The organism is Chitinophaga sp. CC14 (assembly GCF_048957795.1).
GTDB classification, from domain to species: domain Bacteria; phylum Bacteroidota; class Bacteroidia; order Chitinophagales; family Chitinophagaceae; genus Chitinophaga; species Chitinophaga ginsengisegetis.
The window spans coordinates 79,344-95,203 of record NZ_JARBFY010000001.1; the positions used below are offsets into that span (position 1 = coordinate 79,344).

15 protein-coding genes are annotated in these 15,860 nt (G+C 46.3%); 9 read left to right on the top strand and 6 right to left on the bottom strand.

All coding sequences use genetic code 11. From position 1 onward, the window contains the following. The first annotated feature begins 58 nt into the window (after positions 1-58). The 4 genes from tig to PV783_RS00385 all read left to right on the top strand — a co-directional run bounded on the left by tig (position 59) and on the right by PV783_RS00385 (position 3,933). Entirely contained in the window at positions 59-1,438 is a 1,380-nt protein-coding gene (gene tig, locus PV783_RS00370; RefSeq protein ID WP_420986844.1) for a trigger factor, read from the top strand. After that, entirely contained in the window at positions 1,428-2,129 is a 702-nt protein-coding gene (gene clpP / locus PV783_RS00375; protein WP_079473577.1) for an ATP-dependent Clp endopeptidase proteolytic subunit ClpP, read from the top strand. Before tig ends, clpP begins: the two co-directional genes overlap by 11 nt. A 217-nt stretch (positions 2,130-2,346) precedes the next feature. Continuing rightward, positions 2,347-3,591, top strand: coding sequence for an ATP-dependent Clp protease ATP-binding subunit ClpX (gene clpX / locus PV783_RS00380; protein WP_420986845.1), 1,245 nt, complete (start codon positions 2,347-2,349; stop codon positions 3,589-3,591). Positions 3,592-3,645: 54 nt separating this feature from the next. Next, positions 3,646-3,933 carry a hypothetical protein gene (locus PV783_RS00385; RefSeq protein WP_079473575.1) on the top strand — a complete coding sequence of 96 codons (288 nt, stop codon included), beginning with the start codon at positions 3,646-3,648 and terminating at the stop codon, positions 3,931-3,933. 62 nt (positions 3,934-3,995) lie between these two features. Here PV783_RS00385 and PV783_RS00390 read toward each other — a convergent pair whose 3' ends face one another. From PV783_RS00390 to PV783_RS00415, 6 genes are all read right to left on the bottom strand, one after another. Further along, on the bottom strand, positions 3,996-4,871 hold the full coding sequence (locus PV783_RS00390; protein WP_420986846.1) for a c-type cytochrome: 876 nt from the start codon (positions 4,869-4,871) through the stop codon (positions 3,996-3,998). A gap of 419 nt (positions 4,872-5,290) precedes the next feature. After that, the gene (locus tag PV783_RS00395; RefSeq protein WP_079473573.1) at positions 5,291-6,430 is read right to left on the bottom strand and encodes an acyl-CoA dehydrogenase family protein; all 1,140 of its coding nucleotides are present in this window, start codon (positions 6,428-6,430) and stop codon (positions 5,291-5,293) included. Between the two features lie 12 nt (positions 6,431-6,442). Further along, positions 6,443-7,507, bottom strand: a complete 1,065-nt coding sequence (locus tag PV783_RS00400) for a ComEA family DNA-binding protein (protein WP_420986847.1) — start codon at positions 7,505-7,507, stop codon at positions 6,443-6,445. 72 nt (positions 7,508-7,579) lie between these two features. Then, a complete protein-coding gene (locus PV783_RS00405; RefSeq protein ID WP_079473571.1) occupies positions 7,580-8,341 on the bottom strand; it encodes an MBL fold metallo-hydrolase in 762 nt (253 codons plus the stop codon). 25 nt (positions 8,342-8,366) lie between these two features. Next, positions 8,367-8,690, bottom strand: a complete 324-nt coding sequence (locus tag PV783_RS00410; protein ID WP_079473570.1) for a hypothetical protein — start codon at positions 8,688-8,690, stop codon at positions 8,367-8,369. Between the two features lie 26 nt (positions 8,691-8,716). Beyond that, complete coding sequence (locus PV783_RS00415) at positions 8,717-10,270, bottom strand: response regulator (protein ID WP_079473569.1); 1,554 nt, start codon at positions 10,268-10,270, stop codon at positions 8,717-8,719. A 345-nt stretch (positions 10,271-10,615) separates the two neighbouring features. Between PV783_RS00415 and PV783_RS00420 the strand changes: the two genes are divergently transcribed. From PV783_RS00420 to PV783_RS00440, 5 genes are all read left to right on the top strand, one after another. Further along, on the top strand, positions 10,616-11,860 hold the full coding sequence (locus PV783_RS00420) for an HD domain-containing protein (protein ID WP_420986848.1): 1,245 nt from the start codon (positions 10,616-10,618) through the stop codon (positions 11,858-11,860). A gap of 69 nt (positions 11,861-11,929) precedes the next feature. Beyond that, positions 11,930-12,979: a UDP-3-O-(3-hydroxymyristoyl)glucosamine N-acyltransferase gene (gene lpxD / locus PV783_RS00425; RefSeq protein ID WP_079473567.1), complete on the top strand. Its 1,050-nt coding sequence runs from the start codon at positions 11,930-11,932 to the stop codon at positions 12,977-12,979. A 40-nt stretch (positions 12,980-13,019) separates the two neighbouring features. Then, on the top strand, positions 13,020-14,435 hold the full coding sequence (locus PV783_RS00430; RefSeq protein ID WP_079473566.1) for a bifunctional UDP-3-O-[3-hydroxymyristoyl] N-acetylglucosamine deacetylase/3-hydroxyacyl-ACP dehydratase: 1,416 nt from the start codon (positions 13,020-13,022) through the stop codon (positions 14,433-14,435). Positions 14,436-14,440: 5 nt separating this feature from the next. After that, positions 14,441-15,241 carry an acyl-ACP--UDP-N-acetylglucosamine O-acyltransferase gene (gene lpxA / locus PV783_RS00435; RefSeq protein WP_079473565.1) on the top strand — a complete coding sequence of 267 codons (801 nt, stop codon included), beginning with the start codon at positions 14,441-14,443 and terminating at the stop codon, positions 15,239-15,241. Beyond that, positions 15,225-15,842, top strand: coding sequence for an ABC transporter ATP-binding protein (locus tag PV783_RS00440; protein ID WP_079473564.1), 618 nt, complete (start codon positions 15,225-15,227; stop codon positions 15,840-15,842). The genes lpxA and PV783_RS00440 overlap by 17 nt, the downstream gene beginning before the upstream one ends. Positions 15,843-15,860 lie beyond the last annotated feature (18 nt).

A 15,860-nucleotide genomic window follows, 5' to 3' on the forward strand; every position in this document is an offset into this window, starting at 1 on the left:
AGAAAAATAAACAAGGAATCATTATTGCTTCTTAAAGAACACTTTATACAATTCAATTATGGCAACCGTTACGAGAGAAAACATTGGTTTATTGAACGATAAGATCACTGTGAAAGTGAGCCAGGAAGACTACCTTCCTAATTTTGACAAAGCAGTAAAGCAATTCAGCAAAAATGCGAACATACCAGGCTTCCGTAAAGGAATGGTACCTGCAGGTATGGTTAAGAAGATGCACGGTCAGGCTATCTTTGGCGACGAAATTCTGAAAACTGTTGAAAGAGAATTAATGGGTTATGTGCAGGCAGAGAAACTGGAAATCTTCGGCCAGCCACTGTCCCTGGAAAAACAGGCGAAAGACCTGGATTTCAACAAACCCGCTGATTATGCCTTCGAATTTGAAGTGGGTCTGAAACCCAGCTTCAGCGTTACTCCCCTGGAAGACAACAAAACCACCCTTACAAAATATAAAGTAACCGTTACCGATGAAATGGTGAACGATGAAGTACAGCGTTTACAGCTGAAAGGTGGAAAAACAACAGAACCTGAAACAATTACTTCAGAAGATAACGTGATTAACGTTAAATTCGAAGAGTCTGACAAGAAAGGTAATGTAGTGGAAGGCGGTATCGTAAAAGAAAACGCCTTACTGGTAAAATACTTTGCACCGGCTATCCAGGCTGAGCTGCAGGGTAAAAAGAATGAAGACAGCATTGTATTCCAACTGGCTACTTCCTTTGACGAGCAGCGTTTGGGCTGGATCCTGAAAGATCTGGGCTTTGAAGCTGGCGACAAAGAAGCGGCAAAGAAATATTTCAAACTGACCATCACCAAAGTTGGTTTGATTGAGAAGAGAGAACTGAATGAAGATTTCTTCAAAGAAGTTTATCCGGGAGAAGAAATCACTACTGAAGAAGCTTTCCGCGCTAAACTGAAAGAAGAGATCGGCAAATACTGGGATTCTGAAAGCCGTAACCACCTTCACAACGACCTGTTTGAAGTACTGGTACACGAAACGCCGATTGAATTGCCAAAGGATTTCCTCAAACGCTGGCTGCAGGTAGGCGGTGAAAAGCCAAAAACTGCGGAAGAAGCGGAAAAAGAATTCCCTGGTTTTGACCATCAATTACGTTGGACACTCATCAGCGATAAACTGGTTAAAGAAAATAAACTGGAAGTTTCTTTCGAAGATCTGAAGGAAAATGCCAAACAAAAAGTATTAGGCTACTATGGCGGCGCCGCTGCTGATGGAGCAGAATGGTTAGACAGCTACCTGGATCGCCTGTTACAGGATGAGAAATTTGTAGACCAGACTTACCGTGAAATGATCACTGCCAAGTTATTTGACTGGGCTGAGGCTAAGGTGAACGTGAAAGAAGAGGAAATCAAAGCAGAAGATTTTGTTAATTTACCTCATAAACATCACCATCATGAACATTAATAATGAATTCAGAAAATATGCCATCCAGCATCGGGGAATCAGCAGCCTGGTAGTAGACAGTTACACCAAAAGCCACCAGATCAACAGTCTGACTCCTTATATCCTTGAAGAACGCCAGATGAATATGACCCAGATGGACGTTTTCTCCAGGTTGATGGCTGATCGTATTATTTTCCTGGGAGATCCCGTGAACGACTACGTGGCAAACGTAATTACCGCGCAGCTGTTGTTCCTCGAGTCTTCCGACCGTAACCGTGATATACAGATGTACATCAATAGCCCCGGAGGAAGCGTTTACGCCGGCCTGGGTATTTATGATACTATGCAGATCATTTCTCCCGATGTAGCTACTATCTGTACCGGTATGGCCGCCTCTTTCGGCGCTGTATTGCTGGTAGCAGGTACAAAAGGAAAACGTACCGCGCTGAAACATGCACGTGTAATGATTCACCAGCCTCATGGCGGTGCAGAAGGCCAGACTTCAGACATCGAAATCACTGCGCGTGAGTTCGTGAAACTGAAAAAGGAACTCAACGAAATCATTGCCGGCCACTGCGGACAGCCGGTTAAAAAAGTGGAAAAAGATTCTGACCGTGACTACTGGATGACTGCGGATGAAGCAAAAGAATACGGCATCATTGATGACGTACTCCAGAAAAATCCAAAGAAAAACCTGGAAACACCTCAGTAAAAGCTTAAAGCTCAAGGCATAAATAAGCTATTGTAGCGAAGATTACAGCGATACATATTAAAAAACGCTACTATCTTCACTACAATAGCTTTTATTTTGTGAGATGATAAGCTTTACCGTATTAAGACTTACGCTTTCGGCTATTTAATGTAAATTTGTAACCCTGCAATACCAATGCAGGCAATGATAGTTTCGTAGAAAAATAATCTATTCCGAAATGAAAGAATCTAAAATCCGATGCTCCTTTTGCAGCCGCTCCAAAGAAGAAGTGCAGATACTGATTGCAGGCGCTGAAGGACACATCTGTGAAAACTGTGTAGCCAACGCGCAGGAGATAATTGACCAGGAGTTATTCACCCCCGGCAAGAAAACAGCTGCAGCCGTAGCTCCCAACTTCGCGCCCAAAGTGTCTAAACCAATTGACATGAAGAAATTCCTGGACGAATACGTAATCGGTCAGGATGATGCGAAAAAAATACTGGCAGTAGCTGTATACAACCACTATAAAAGACTCAACCAGCAAATTGGTGATGACGAGGTAGAGATTGAAAAATCCAACATCATCATGGTGGGTGAAACCGGTACGGGTAAAACCCTGCTGGCCAAATCCATTGCCAAACAATTAAACGTTCCCTTCGCTATTGTGGATGCTACCGTATTTACAGAAGCAGGCTATGTGGGTGAAGACGTGGAAAGTATCCTCAGCCGCCTGTTACAGGTTTGTAACTACGATGTGGAAGCTGCCGAACGCGGCATTGTTTATATCGACGAAATCGATAAAATTGCCCGTAAAAATGATAACCCTTCCATCACCCGTGATGTAAGCGGCGAAGGTGTTCAACAAGGTCTGCTGAAATTACTGGAAGGCACCGAAGTACTGGTACCTCCACAGGGTGGCCGTAAACACCCTGAACAGAAACTGATCAAGCTGAACACACAAAATATCCTCTTCATCTGCGGCGGCGCATTTGATGGCGTGGAAAGAATCATCAGCAGAAGAGTACAAACCCACTCTATCGGTTTTACCGTTAACAAGGAAAAAGAAGAAGAAAACAGGAAACAGATCCTGCGTTATATCAACTCACAGGACCTGAAATCCTTTGGTCTGATTCCTGAGTTACTGGGCCGTTTACCGGTGGTTACCTATCTCAACTCGCTCGACAGAGATACCCTGAAACTGATCCTTACCGAGCCTAAAAACGCGCTGGTAAAGCAATACAAGAAACTTTTCAAGGTAGAAAATATCGATTTACAGATAGAAGAAGAAGCAATAGACTATATCGTAGACAAAGCAATGGAATACAAACTGGGTGCGCGTGGATTACGCTCCATCTGTGAGGTAGTGCTGAGTGACGCGATGTACGAACTGCCGTCTGCCAACGAAACACACTTTCATCTTACCAGGGAATATGCACAGGCAAAACTGGAGCAGTCTACCCTCATTAAACTGAAAGTGGCATAACTGTTCCGGTGATCCGTTAACAGCAACACTATCTCTAACCATAAAACGCTATTTATGCAGGAACTCATTCAGCAATTACAGGAAAAAGCCGGACTTACAGCCGAACAGGCCGCACAGTCCATCGATGTGATCAAAGAATATGTGAAGGGCAAATTACCTCCTTTTATTGCCGGTACCGTTGATAACTGGTTTGCAGGCATGTCAGACAAAGCCGAAGGAAAAAAGGCAGGTCTGATGGATCAGGCAGGTGATTTCCTGGATAATGTGAAAGATAAAGCGGAAGATTGGGCAGAAGAAGCAAAGGATAAAGTGTCCGACTTCTTCAACAAGGATAAAAAGTAGTTTTAAATACAGTGAAGAAGGGCTTTCCGGAGATATACTTTCCGGAAAGCCCTTCTTCTTTTTTAGAGGCTTCTGAGATAAAGATACAACGCGGTTAACTCTTCATCCGTGTACTGTGCAGTCATGTTCCACGGCATATCTTTTACCTGCAACTGCTTTCCTTCCGGTGTTTTACCGGTACGCAGCGTAGTAATAAAATCGTGCTGGCTCCATTTTCCCACATGCCCGGTAGAGGTGATGTTGGCTACCGGTACAGCGCCCGGCACCGGGTTATCCCCGCCGGTCAATGCAGGCTTGTGGCAACCGGTACAGGATACCGCCAGGTATTGGCCGTATTCTTTTGTAGCCGCCTTTGCTACCTGGTTGGGCTGCTCTTTGTGATGATCAATTTTCTCTGCGGGAAACAGGGGTATTTTGCCCATTACAGACAGGATTTTTCCCATTGGTCCCATCTCTATGGGAATGGAAGGCGCATCTATTTTTGGCTGTGCCCTGCAAAACGCAATTATAGCCGCAATATCGTGATCATCCATCCGGGTGAACTCCTCTGAAGGCATGAGTAATAACGGCTTATTTGCGGTATTTAAACCGTGCCGCAATGCCTTTAGCCAGTCGGTGTTGTCATAGTTTTCCGGTAACCCTCCTGTTCCATACGTAATATTGTTGCCGGCAATGCGGCCAATGGCCGGGTCATCCACCACCACTTTCCCGCGCAGGTCTGCTCCGTGGCATTCGCCGCAACCCTTTATTTCATAAAGGTGCCGGCCCTCTGCAATAGTGGCTGAATCGTTGGGGATGGGAATGTTTCTTACGGTAACTGTATATTTTTTGCTGGCATGCTGACGGAAGAGAAAATTAAAAACGCCGTACACCGTCAATACGATCACTACCAGGCCAAGCACAATACGTGCGGCCCATTTTAGAACTTTGGAGAACATAACAATAAGGAATAATTTCAGCTGTAAAAGTAATAGGGATAAATATTACAGGTATCAGTAGAACTACTGAATTAAAGAAGAATCATAACGTGGATTACAGGCTTCACATTTTTACTAAGCATCTTTATACGGGATAAACCAGTTCAGACCCGGTATAGAAAAGCACCCGTATTACAGGGTGCTTTTCATTGCGTAAATGTGTTTCAAATCTTTCTTGATTTTGTGTGTTAAGGTTGATAAACGGTAAAGAGTGATGAATTAACCCAAATTTAACGTTCCTTTTGCAATATTCAATAACACTAAAGGGGTAATATTAAACTATTTTGAAAAAATGATGAGCGGCTTATAAATGCTCTTTTCATAAATTATAAAAATCCTGCTATCTCAATAGAATCAGTATCAATTGCAAAATCGTTATTCTATCTGAGTGCTTCCCGGGCAATTACGATCTTTTGAATCTCGGAAGTTCCCTCCCCGATGGTGCATAATTTTGCATCACGATAAAATTTTTCTACCGGAAAGTCCTTTGTATAGCCATAACCCCCAAAAATCTGTACGGCGTCGTTGGCTACCCTTACCGCTACTTCCGACGCATAATATTTAGCCATAGCGGCCTGCTGGGTCATTTTCACCTTACGGTTTTTCATGTCTGCCGCCTGCATGGTAAGTAATTCCGCGGCGGCTATTTCTGTGGCCATATCTGCCAGCTTGAAGGACACGCCCTGGAAGTTGGAGATGGGCTGATCAAACTGGTGCCGTTCCTTTGAGTACTTCAATGCGGCGTCCATAGCGCCTTTAGCGATACCGAGCGATAGTGCGGCAATGGAAATCCGGCCGCCGTCCAATACTTTCATGGATTGGATAAAGCCGTCGCCTTCCGCGCCAAGCATATTTTCGGCAGGAATGCGGCAATTATCGAATATCATTTCTGCGGTTTCAGAGGCCCGCATACCCAGTTTATTTTCTTTCTTGCCGCCGCTGAAGCCCGGAGTGCCCTTTTCCACGAGGAAGGCGCTCATACCATGACTGTCGCGCACATCCCCGGTGCGGGCTATTACTACCGCCACATCGCAACTTTTACCGTGGGTGATCCAGCATTTGGTGCCGTTCAGTACCCAGTCGTTGCCGTCTTTCTTAGCCACGCATTTCATATTCATGGCGTCGGAACCGGTGTTGGGTTCCGTTAATCCCCAGGCACCGATCCATTCGCCGGTAGCCAGTTTGGGCAGGTAACGCTGCTTTTGCGCTTCATTGGCGAACTGCATCGTATGACCGGTACACAATGAGTTATGGGCCGCCACGCTTAACCCGATTGCCCCGCAAATGCGTGAAATTTCACTCACCACGGTTACATACTCCAGGTATCCCAACCCGCTCCCACCGTACTCCTGGGGCACCAGTACGCCCATCAATCCCAGCTCTCCGAGCTGTTTGAATATATGTACCGGAAACTCCTGCTGCTCGTCCCATTCCATCACGTGAGGCTGAATATGTGTTTTCCCGAAATCCCGGATCATTTGTGCAATCTGTTGTTGCATTTCCGTAGGCGCAAAGTTCATAAACGTGTGGCTTTAATATTTGATCTCAATGTAATGTTCAATTTTACGATAAATAATCTCATCCACCAACGGCAGGCTGCGGAGGTCGGATACTGCCCTGAAACCCGCGTGGCTACTGCGATACTGCACAATGAGACGGGCCAGTTTATAGCGTATGTATGGGTGAGCTGCCAAAGATTTTTCATCTGTGAGGTTGAGGTCTAGTTTTTTTAGAGAACTGCTACCGATCTGTAAGAACGGTTGAATTTTTTGAAATGTGGAGTCAGGTAAGCCATAACATTCTGCCACCTGTTCCACCGCATAAAAACCTCCCAGCCGGTCGCGGAAGGCAATAATCCGTCGCGCGAAGCCTGCTCCGATACCAGGGAGCGACTGCCAGGCGACGCTGTCTGCCGTGTTAATATCGATCGGTGCAGCCGGTGGTTTCTTACGATAACGCGTAAACGAAGCATCGTCGCGGGCGCTGTCCTGGTAATAGGTGTATCCTTTGTTTTTACGTCCCTCATACAGCACATTACTGTCCCCACGATAGTACGCTCCCCTCCCCCAACCACCGCTATAGTCTTTATCTCCAGGTCCATTGCGCGGTTCATATCTCCCGGAAAACCTGTTCCCGCCTTTATCCGCAATACGCACATAAGGTATTAGCTGTGCGCATAACGCGGGAGGCAAACCATATATCTTCCCCAGATCAGCCGGCACCCGGAAATGCCCACCCCGGGCCAGGTATTTACCAATGGTGGCAGCGGTGCGTTCGCTTACCCCCAACTGCTGCCAGCCGCTTGCGGGCAAAGTGTTGGGATCAAAATAAAACAAGACGGCCTTCCCCGGATCTGCGCCGGTAGGCACATAACGCCCACCCGTCAAAGCCGGTTCTTTTTCAGCGGCTACCAGTCCGGCTTCAAAGGCGGTTACCGCCGCTTTCAGGTCATCACTACCGGTAACGGGCCTACGTTGAAAATAAAAGAGCAGGTCGGGCAAATAGCTGGTTAGTATCATGAGTAACGCCAGCATTAATATACCATGCCGTTCTTTCCGGGAAAACCGCAGATATTCGCGGGCAAATGATTTCCACATGGGTCAACAACAATTTTTGCCCCAAGCTAAGTTGATCTGTGCGGTGTTTTGTTAACAGAAATAAAACGCTCCTTAAATTTCGAGAGAGAGGCCGTCGTAGGCCAGGTGGGTACCAGGCGGCAGTTCCGCGGATACCGCCTCATGCAATCCGAGCTGGTGGCTGATATGTGTGAGGTATACTTCCGGCACATCCAGTTCCTTTCCCAGCGCAATGGCTTCTTCCAGGGTAAAATGAGAGATATGCTTTTCGCGGCGTAGTGCGTTCAGTACCAGGATCTTTGAACCACGGATCTTCTCTTTTTCTTCCGGCGCAATATAGTTGGCGTCGGTGATATAGGTAAAGTCGTGGATGCGGAAGCCCAGTACGGGCATCTGATGATGCATAACATGTACCGGCGTAATGGTTAGTCCGTTTACATCAAAAGGATCATCAGCAATAGTTTTCAGATTTATTTCCGGGATGCCGGGGTATTTGAAATCAGAAAAGGCGTAGGCAAACTCGCGTTTGATCACGCTTTGCGAAAACTCGGTGGCATATATATTAATAGCGCTTTTCTGGAAATAGTTAAAGGCGCGGATATCGTCCATGCCGGCAATATGATCTTTATGGGAGTGGGTGATGAGTACGGCTTCCAGGTGCCCAACCTTTTCACGCAGCATCTGGTAACGGAAATCCGGCGTGGTATCCACAACGATATTACCGGCGGGCGCCGAGATCATAATACTGCTGCGTAAGCGTTTATCTTTTTTATCGGCCGAGGAGCAAACTTCGCAACCACAAGCTATAACCGGAACTCCCTGCGACGTGCCTGTACCTAAGAATGTAACTTTCATCCCAACATCATTTGTCTGTTTTTGCCTATTCTGCTGCGTGTTCTTCCGGGGCCCCGCCTTCTTCTTCCCCCGCTTCCGGGATCGGTTTGCTGGCCTGTATCTGTTTATACAGTTTGTGCGACTCTGCCGTCAGCGCTTCCTCGTCCAGCGGCAGGGTCGTTAAAATATCGATCAGCGTATTGATACGCCCTTCGAGGTTCAGGAATTTATTGATCACTACCACCTTCTTATGTTCCAGGATGCAGTAACCGGACAGGAAACTACCTTTTTCGAAGCGCAGCACATATTTGGCCTCATCGAAGATTTTTTCCAGCTTAGTCAGGTTATTAGGTGTGATTTTGATATTCATGTCGCAAAAATAGCAAAAAGCTGTTGTTACTTTGTTACCATCCTGGCAAAAGGTACAATCATTTCTTCCAGGGAAATACCGCCGTGCTGGAAGGTATTCCGGTAATAGTTTACAAAATAGTTATAGTTGTTGGGATAACACAGATACCCGTCTCCTTTTGCAAAGATGTAGGAAGAGTTAACGTTTGGCTTTGGCAGCCCGGCGTCACGGGGATCGCGGAAGGCCAGTACCTCTTTCGGATCATAGTTCAGATTGCGGCCGTGTTTATAGCGCAGATTGGTGGTGGTTTGTTTGTCGCCGATCACTTTCACCGGTGTTTTCACCCTTACACTGCCATGATCCGTGGCGATGATCAGGTTTATTTTTTTATCGCTGATGCGTTTCAATGCCTGATGCAGCGGGCTGTGTTCAAACCAGCTGGCGGTGATAGAGCGGTAAGAGGCTTCATCGCCGGCCAGTTCCTTCAGTACTTCCATTTCCGTGCGGGCATGACTGAGCATATCCACGAAGTTATATACAATTACGCTCAGCGGATAGTCCAGCATATTGTGGATATTATTGAGCATGGTTTGGGCATCGGCATGATTGGTCACCTTGGTGTATGAAAACCGGGGATCCATCTTCATCTGCTTCAGCTGGGCAGCAAAAAAATGTTCTTCATACAGGTTTTTCCCGCCTTCTTCATCATCATTCTTCCATTCCTGGGGAAACCGGTGTTCGATATCTATGGGCAGCATGCCGGCAAAAATGGCATTGCGGCTGTATTGTGTGCTGGTAGGTAATATGCTGTAAAACGACTCTTCCTCCACGAGCCGGAACGATTCCTGGAAAATAGGCTGGATCGCCTTCCACTGGTCGTACCGCAGGTTGTCGATAAGCAGGAATACGTTGGGTACGTTGGGGTCCAGGTTAGGCACTACCTTATCGCGGAACAGGGTATGCGACATAACCGGGGCCTCTTTTGTTTTTGGGTGGAGCCAGTCGCTGTAATTACGGCTGATGAACTTGGAAAACTCGTTGTTGGCCTCGGTTTTCTGGGCATTGAACACTTCCAGCATTTCCGGGCTGTTGGTTTTGGTCATTTCCATTTCCCAGTACACCAGTTTCTTGTAGATGTCCATCCACTCGTTAAAGTCGGGGTTGGAACTCAGGGCCATAAACAGGCTGCGGAACTCCTGCTGGTAAGCGGTAGTGGTTTTTTCGGCCACCAGTCTTTTGTTATCAATTATTTTTTTGAGAGATAATAATACCTGGTTTGGATTTACCGGTTTGATGAGATAGTCGGTGATCTGGGACCCGATAGCGTCGTCCATGACGTTTTCCGCTTCGTTTTTGGTGATCATGACCACGGGGATCTGCTGATCAATTTCCTTGATCTTACCGAGGGTTTCCAGGCCGGTGATGCCGGGCATGGATTCGTCCAGTAACACTACATCTACCACCTGTTCTTTCAAAAATTCGAGTGCGTCGTATCCGTTGGTAAGAGCCGAAACTTTGTAGCCTTTGCTTTCCAGGAAGATAATCTGCGATTTCAGGGACTCTATTTCATCATCTACCCATAGTATATTTATCTGACTCATAATATGATTTAAGGTGCCGGTAAAAAAAGGAAATTACCCCTAATTTTTTGCAAATATCATTCCCCGTCTATCATTTGCCGGTAATTATATGTTAAAAAGGGCTGAACACGGTAAAATGATAGCAGGAAAAAGTGAACAGGCTGATAAAGTTATTTACCTTCGCATCCATAAGATTAATTACCTGTAACCTACCAATTGTTTTGAACTGTCATAGGGGTATCGTGGATGCAGCGCGTCATTATAAGTAAAAAAATTACATATAATTAATTTCGGGTGTAGTTTTGCATACAGGCACCAGGGATTCAGACGCGGACGCCCCCGTCTGAAATCGTATAATTAAATGCAATGACCGAACGCAAGCGAAAAATTGTTAATGATCCGGTGTATGGCTTTATTACCATAGATCACCCGTTGATTCTTAACCTCATTTCACATCCATATTACCAGCGGCTTCGCCGCATACACCAGATGGCGCTGGCGCACCTGGTGTATCCTGGTGCTATGCATACGCGGTTTCATCATAGCATGGGCGCTTATCACCTTATCAGTATGGCCCTGCAGGAGCTTCGCAGCAAGGGGGCAGACATTACCCCGGAAGAGGAAGTGGCTGCAAAAATGGCCATTTTACTGCATGACATAGGGCATGGACCCTATTCCCATGCTTTAGAGAACGGTATTATTGAGGGGGTATCTCACGAAGAGATTTCCCAGTGGCTGATGGAAGCATTGAACAGGGAGATGAACGGGGCCCTGTCGCTTACGCTGGATATTTTTAACGGGCGTTATCATAAGAAATTCCTGCATCAGCTGGTGTCGAGCCAGCTGGATGTGGACAGAATGGACTACCTGAACCGCGACAGTTTCTTCACGGGAGTGGCGGAAGGTACTATCGGGTACGACCGCATCATCAAGATGCTGATTGTACATAAGGGGGAGCTGATGGTGGAAGAAAAGGGAATTTATTCTATAGAGAAGTTTATCATAGCCCGGCGGCTGATGTACTGGCAGGTATACCTGCATAAAACGGTGCTCAGCGCCGAAAACATGCTGGTAAAGATCCTGACCAGGGCGAAATCGCTGGCACAGGAGGGAAAGGAGCTGTTCTGCTCCCCTGCCCTGGCATATTTCCTGTATAATACCGTTACGAAGAACAATTTTGAATGCGGTCCCGAATGCCTGGATTTATTTTGCCAACTGGATGACTATGATATAATGGGGGCTATTAAAGTTTGGACTACACACGAGGACAAGGTTTTGTCGCTTTTGTGCAAATGGCTGATAGACAGGAACTTATTTAAAGTTGTGTTAAGCAATCAGCCGTTCGACGGAAGTGCAGCACTATTATTGAAGGAGCAGGTGAAGCAAAAATGGGGGATTGAAGGCGCTGACCTGGATTACTTTGTTTTTTCCGGCGCAGCCTCGCTGAGGGCGTATAACGTTAACGACGAGAAGATTAATATCCTATTCAAGGATGGAACTGTAAAAGACATTTCCTCCATCGACAATGCACTGATTAGCCATACACTGGCGATACCGGTAAAAAAATTCTACATTTGTCATCCAAAAATTCAGGCTAACAACGTTTTATAAGGAATAAAATGTTAAATAAATAAGTTCATACTATCCGGTGTAGCCTGGAAAACATTACAATTTTAAACTATGCAGTTTAGCGCATTACAATTAGCTACCATGTTAGATGGTAAGCTGGAGGGAAATCCGGACGTAAAGGTGAGCAACATCGCCAAGATTGAGGAAGCTGGCGAGGGCATGCTCAGTTTCATTGCCAATCCTAAATATGAAGAATTCATATATACCACCAATGCCTCCATTCTGATTGTGAATGAGAGCCTGGTGATTGAGCGTCCGATCAAATCGACCCTGATCCGGGTAAAGGATGCCTATAGCAGCTTTGCGTTGTTATTGGAGCAATACAGGTACCTGACCGGCAATAAGTCTGGTATTCAGCAACCTTCCTACATTCCTGCATCTGTAAAGATGGGGGAAAACGTGTTTGTGGGTGCTTTTGCGTACCTGGGTGAGAACGTGGTGCTGGGCAACAACGTAAAAATATATCCCGGCGTATACCTGGGTGATAATGTGATCGTTAATAACGATTCTATCCTGTACCCGGGCGTGAAAGTATACGATAACTGTATTGTAGGCAGCCGCGTAATGCTGCATGCCGGTTGTGTGATCGGTGGCGATGGCTTTGGCTTTGCCCCTCAGCCGGACGGCTCCTATAAAAAGGTACCCCAGATTGGCAACGTAGTAATCCATGACGACGTGGAAATTGGCGCCAATACTACTATCGACCGGGCTACTATGGGTAGTACGGTGATCCGTAAAGGTGTGAAACTAGATAACCTGATCCAGGTGGCACATAACGTAGACATCGGCATTAACACGGTGATTGCGGCGCAAACCGGCGTTTCCGGCAGTACTAAAATCGGCCAGAACTGCGTGATCGGTGGCCAGGTTGGGATGGTAGGTCATATCCACATCGCCGACAACACCAAAATCAATGCACAGAGCGGCTTATCCAAGTCTATTACAGTGCCCAATACCTCTCTGACAGGCTCTCCGGCGTACGATTATAAAAGTTCGCTGAAAAGTCAGGCAATTTTTAGAAATTTGCCGGACCTTGAAAAGCGCGTAAAGGAGCTGGAAGAGATGGTTAAACAACTGCTGCAAGAACGAGCGGGTGTATAAATGATTACTGGTTAAATAGTTACATATTAGTTAGCTTATTATGGAAAATCAACAGTTGCAATACCAGCATACCCTGAAAGGTGAGATCACCTTGTCGGGTATTGGTTTGCATACAGGCGCCTATGTTAATATGACCCTTAAACCGGCAACGCCGGGTCATGGGATTAAATTTCAACGTGTAGACCTGCCGGGACAACCCATCGTGAAAGCAGATGTGGATTATGTAGTAGAAACAACCCGCAGCACTACGCTCGAGCACAACGGCGCCAGAGTGAGTACCGTAGAACACATTATGGCTGCTTTGGCAGGAACCGGTGTGGACAACGTGCTGGTGGAACTGGATGGTGGAGAAATTCCTATCATGGACGGAAGCGCCTACGCTTTTATTGAAGCAATAGAAAAAACCGGCCTGCAGAACCAGGATGCCAAAAAAGTATACTATACTATTGATACCAACATCAGTTATTATGATGAGAAGAAAAAGGTAGAAATGGTGGCGATGCCGGCACTGGACTACCGTATTACCTGTCTTATCGACTTCAACTCACCGGTATTGGGTACCCAGCACGCCAAAATGAAGGGTATCGAAGAGTTCAAAACAGAAATTGCGCCCTGCCGTACCTTCTGCTTCCTGCATGAACTGGAATACCAGTTGTCGCTTAACCTGATCAAAGGTGGCGATATCAACAACGCGATTGTGGTGGTAGACAAGCCGGTAACGGAAGATGAGCTGACCCGTTTAGCCAAGGTATTTAACCGGGAAACCATTTCTGTACAGAAAGAAGGTATCCTGAACAATATAGAATTACGTTTCCCGAACGAACCGGCACGTCACAAACTGCTGGATGTGGTAGGTGATCTGGCCCTGATCGGTTACCCGATCAATGCGCATATCATTGCCAACCGTCCCGGACACGCATCGAACGTGGAGTTTGCCCGCGCGATCAAAGCATATATCAAGAAGAACAAACATAACAAAGACGTACCTGTTTACGATCCCAATCAGCCACCTGTATTTGATACGCCGCGTATTGAAAGAACATTGCCGCATCGTTACCCGATGCTGCTGGTAGATAAGATCATTGAACTGGGAGAAGAGAAAGTAGTAGGTATCAAGAACGTTACCTTCAACGAACATTTCTTCCAGGGCCATTTCCCTTCAAACCCTGTAATGCCGGGCGTTCTGCAACTGGAAGCGCTGGCACAGGTAGGCGGTATCCTTGCATTGAACCGTGTACCTGATCCTGAAAACTATGATACCTATTTCCTGAAGATAGATAATTGTAAATTCAAACAGAAAGTAGTTCCGGGCGACACCATGATCCTGAAAATGGAGTTGCTGAGTCCTATCAGAAGAGGGCTTGTGGAAATGCGGGGGACAGTATTCATCGGCAACAAAGTAGCTACTGAAGCCGACATGATAGCACAAATTATAAAAACAAGAGAAGGCAAATAATAGCAATGATCCACCCGCTTACATACATACATCCGGACGCCAAAGTTGCGCCTAATGTAAAAATTGATCCATTCACCGTTATACACAAAAACGTAGAAATCGGTGATGGTACCTGGATAGGTTCCAACGTAACTATTATGGAAGGAGCCCGCATCGGCAAAAACTGCCGTATTTTTCCGGGCGCTGTTATTTCTGCCATCCCCCAGGATTTGAAATTTGCGGGCGAAGAAACTACCGTTGAAATCGGCGACAACACTACTATCCGTGAATATGTGACGATTAACCGCGGTACCAAAGACAAATGGAAAACCAAAATCGGGAATAACTGCCTGATCATGGCATACAGCCACATTGCGCACGATTGCGAAGTAGGCAACTACTGCGTGTTTTCAAATAATACTACCCTCGCCGGTCATATTACCGTGGGCGACCACGTAGTACTGGCTGGAATGGTAGCCATTCAACAGTTCTGTAAAGTAGGCGATCACGCATTTGTAACCGGTGGTTCCATGGTACGTAAAGATGTGCCTCCTTTCGTGAAAGCAGCACGCGAACCACTTTCCTATGTGGGCGTAAATTCCGTAGGACTGAAGAGAAGAGGCTTTTCCCTGGAAAAGATCAACTCTATCCTGGACATTTACCGTGTCATCTTTGTAAAAGGTTATAAATTATCAAAAGCCGTGAACATCATCGAGGCAGAATTTCCTGCTACCGATGAGAGAGATGAAATCCTGTCGTTCATCCGTGAATCAGGACGTGGTATCATGAGAGGCTATACTTCCAGAACCAATGACGATATCTCTTAACCAGACAGGTAAGCGTTTTAACTACGACTGGATCTTCCGTCGGGTAACCCTCACCTTTAGTGAAGGACAACGTTATGCCATACTGGGTCCCAATGGTTCAGGGAAATCCACATTATTACAGGTAATCAGCGGCGCCATTCAACACAATGAAGGCGCCGTTACCTATAGCACACCGGAAAAACCCATCGCCCCTGATGCGTTTTTCCAGTATTGTGCCATCGCTGCTCCTTATCTTGAACTCATCGAAGAGTTTACTCTCACAGAAATCATCCAGTTCCATCAACAGTTCAAAAGCTTCCTGCCGGGGATTACACCCGCCATTGCCATGCAGCTGGTAGGACTGGAAAAAGCCGCCAACAAACAACTCCGCAACTTTTCTTCCGGGATGAAACAGCGTATCAAGCTGGCCCTCGCCATCCTGTCTGATGTTCCCGTTCTCCTGCTGGACGAACCCTGCACCAACCTCGATGCAGCCGGTATCGCCGTGTACCAGCAGCTCATCAATGACTATGGCGGTAACCGCCTTATTATTGTAAGCTCCAACGATGAACAGGAATACTTCATGTGCCGCGAGCATATCCATATCATGGATTATAAATAAGATAAAATCAACGGGAAT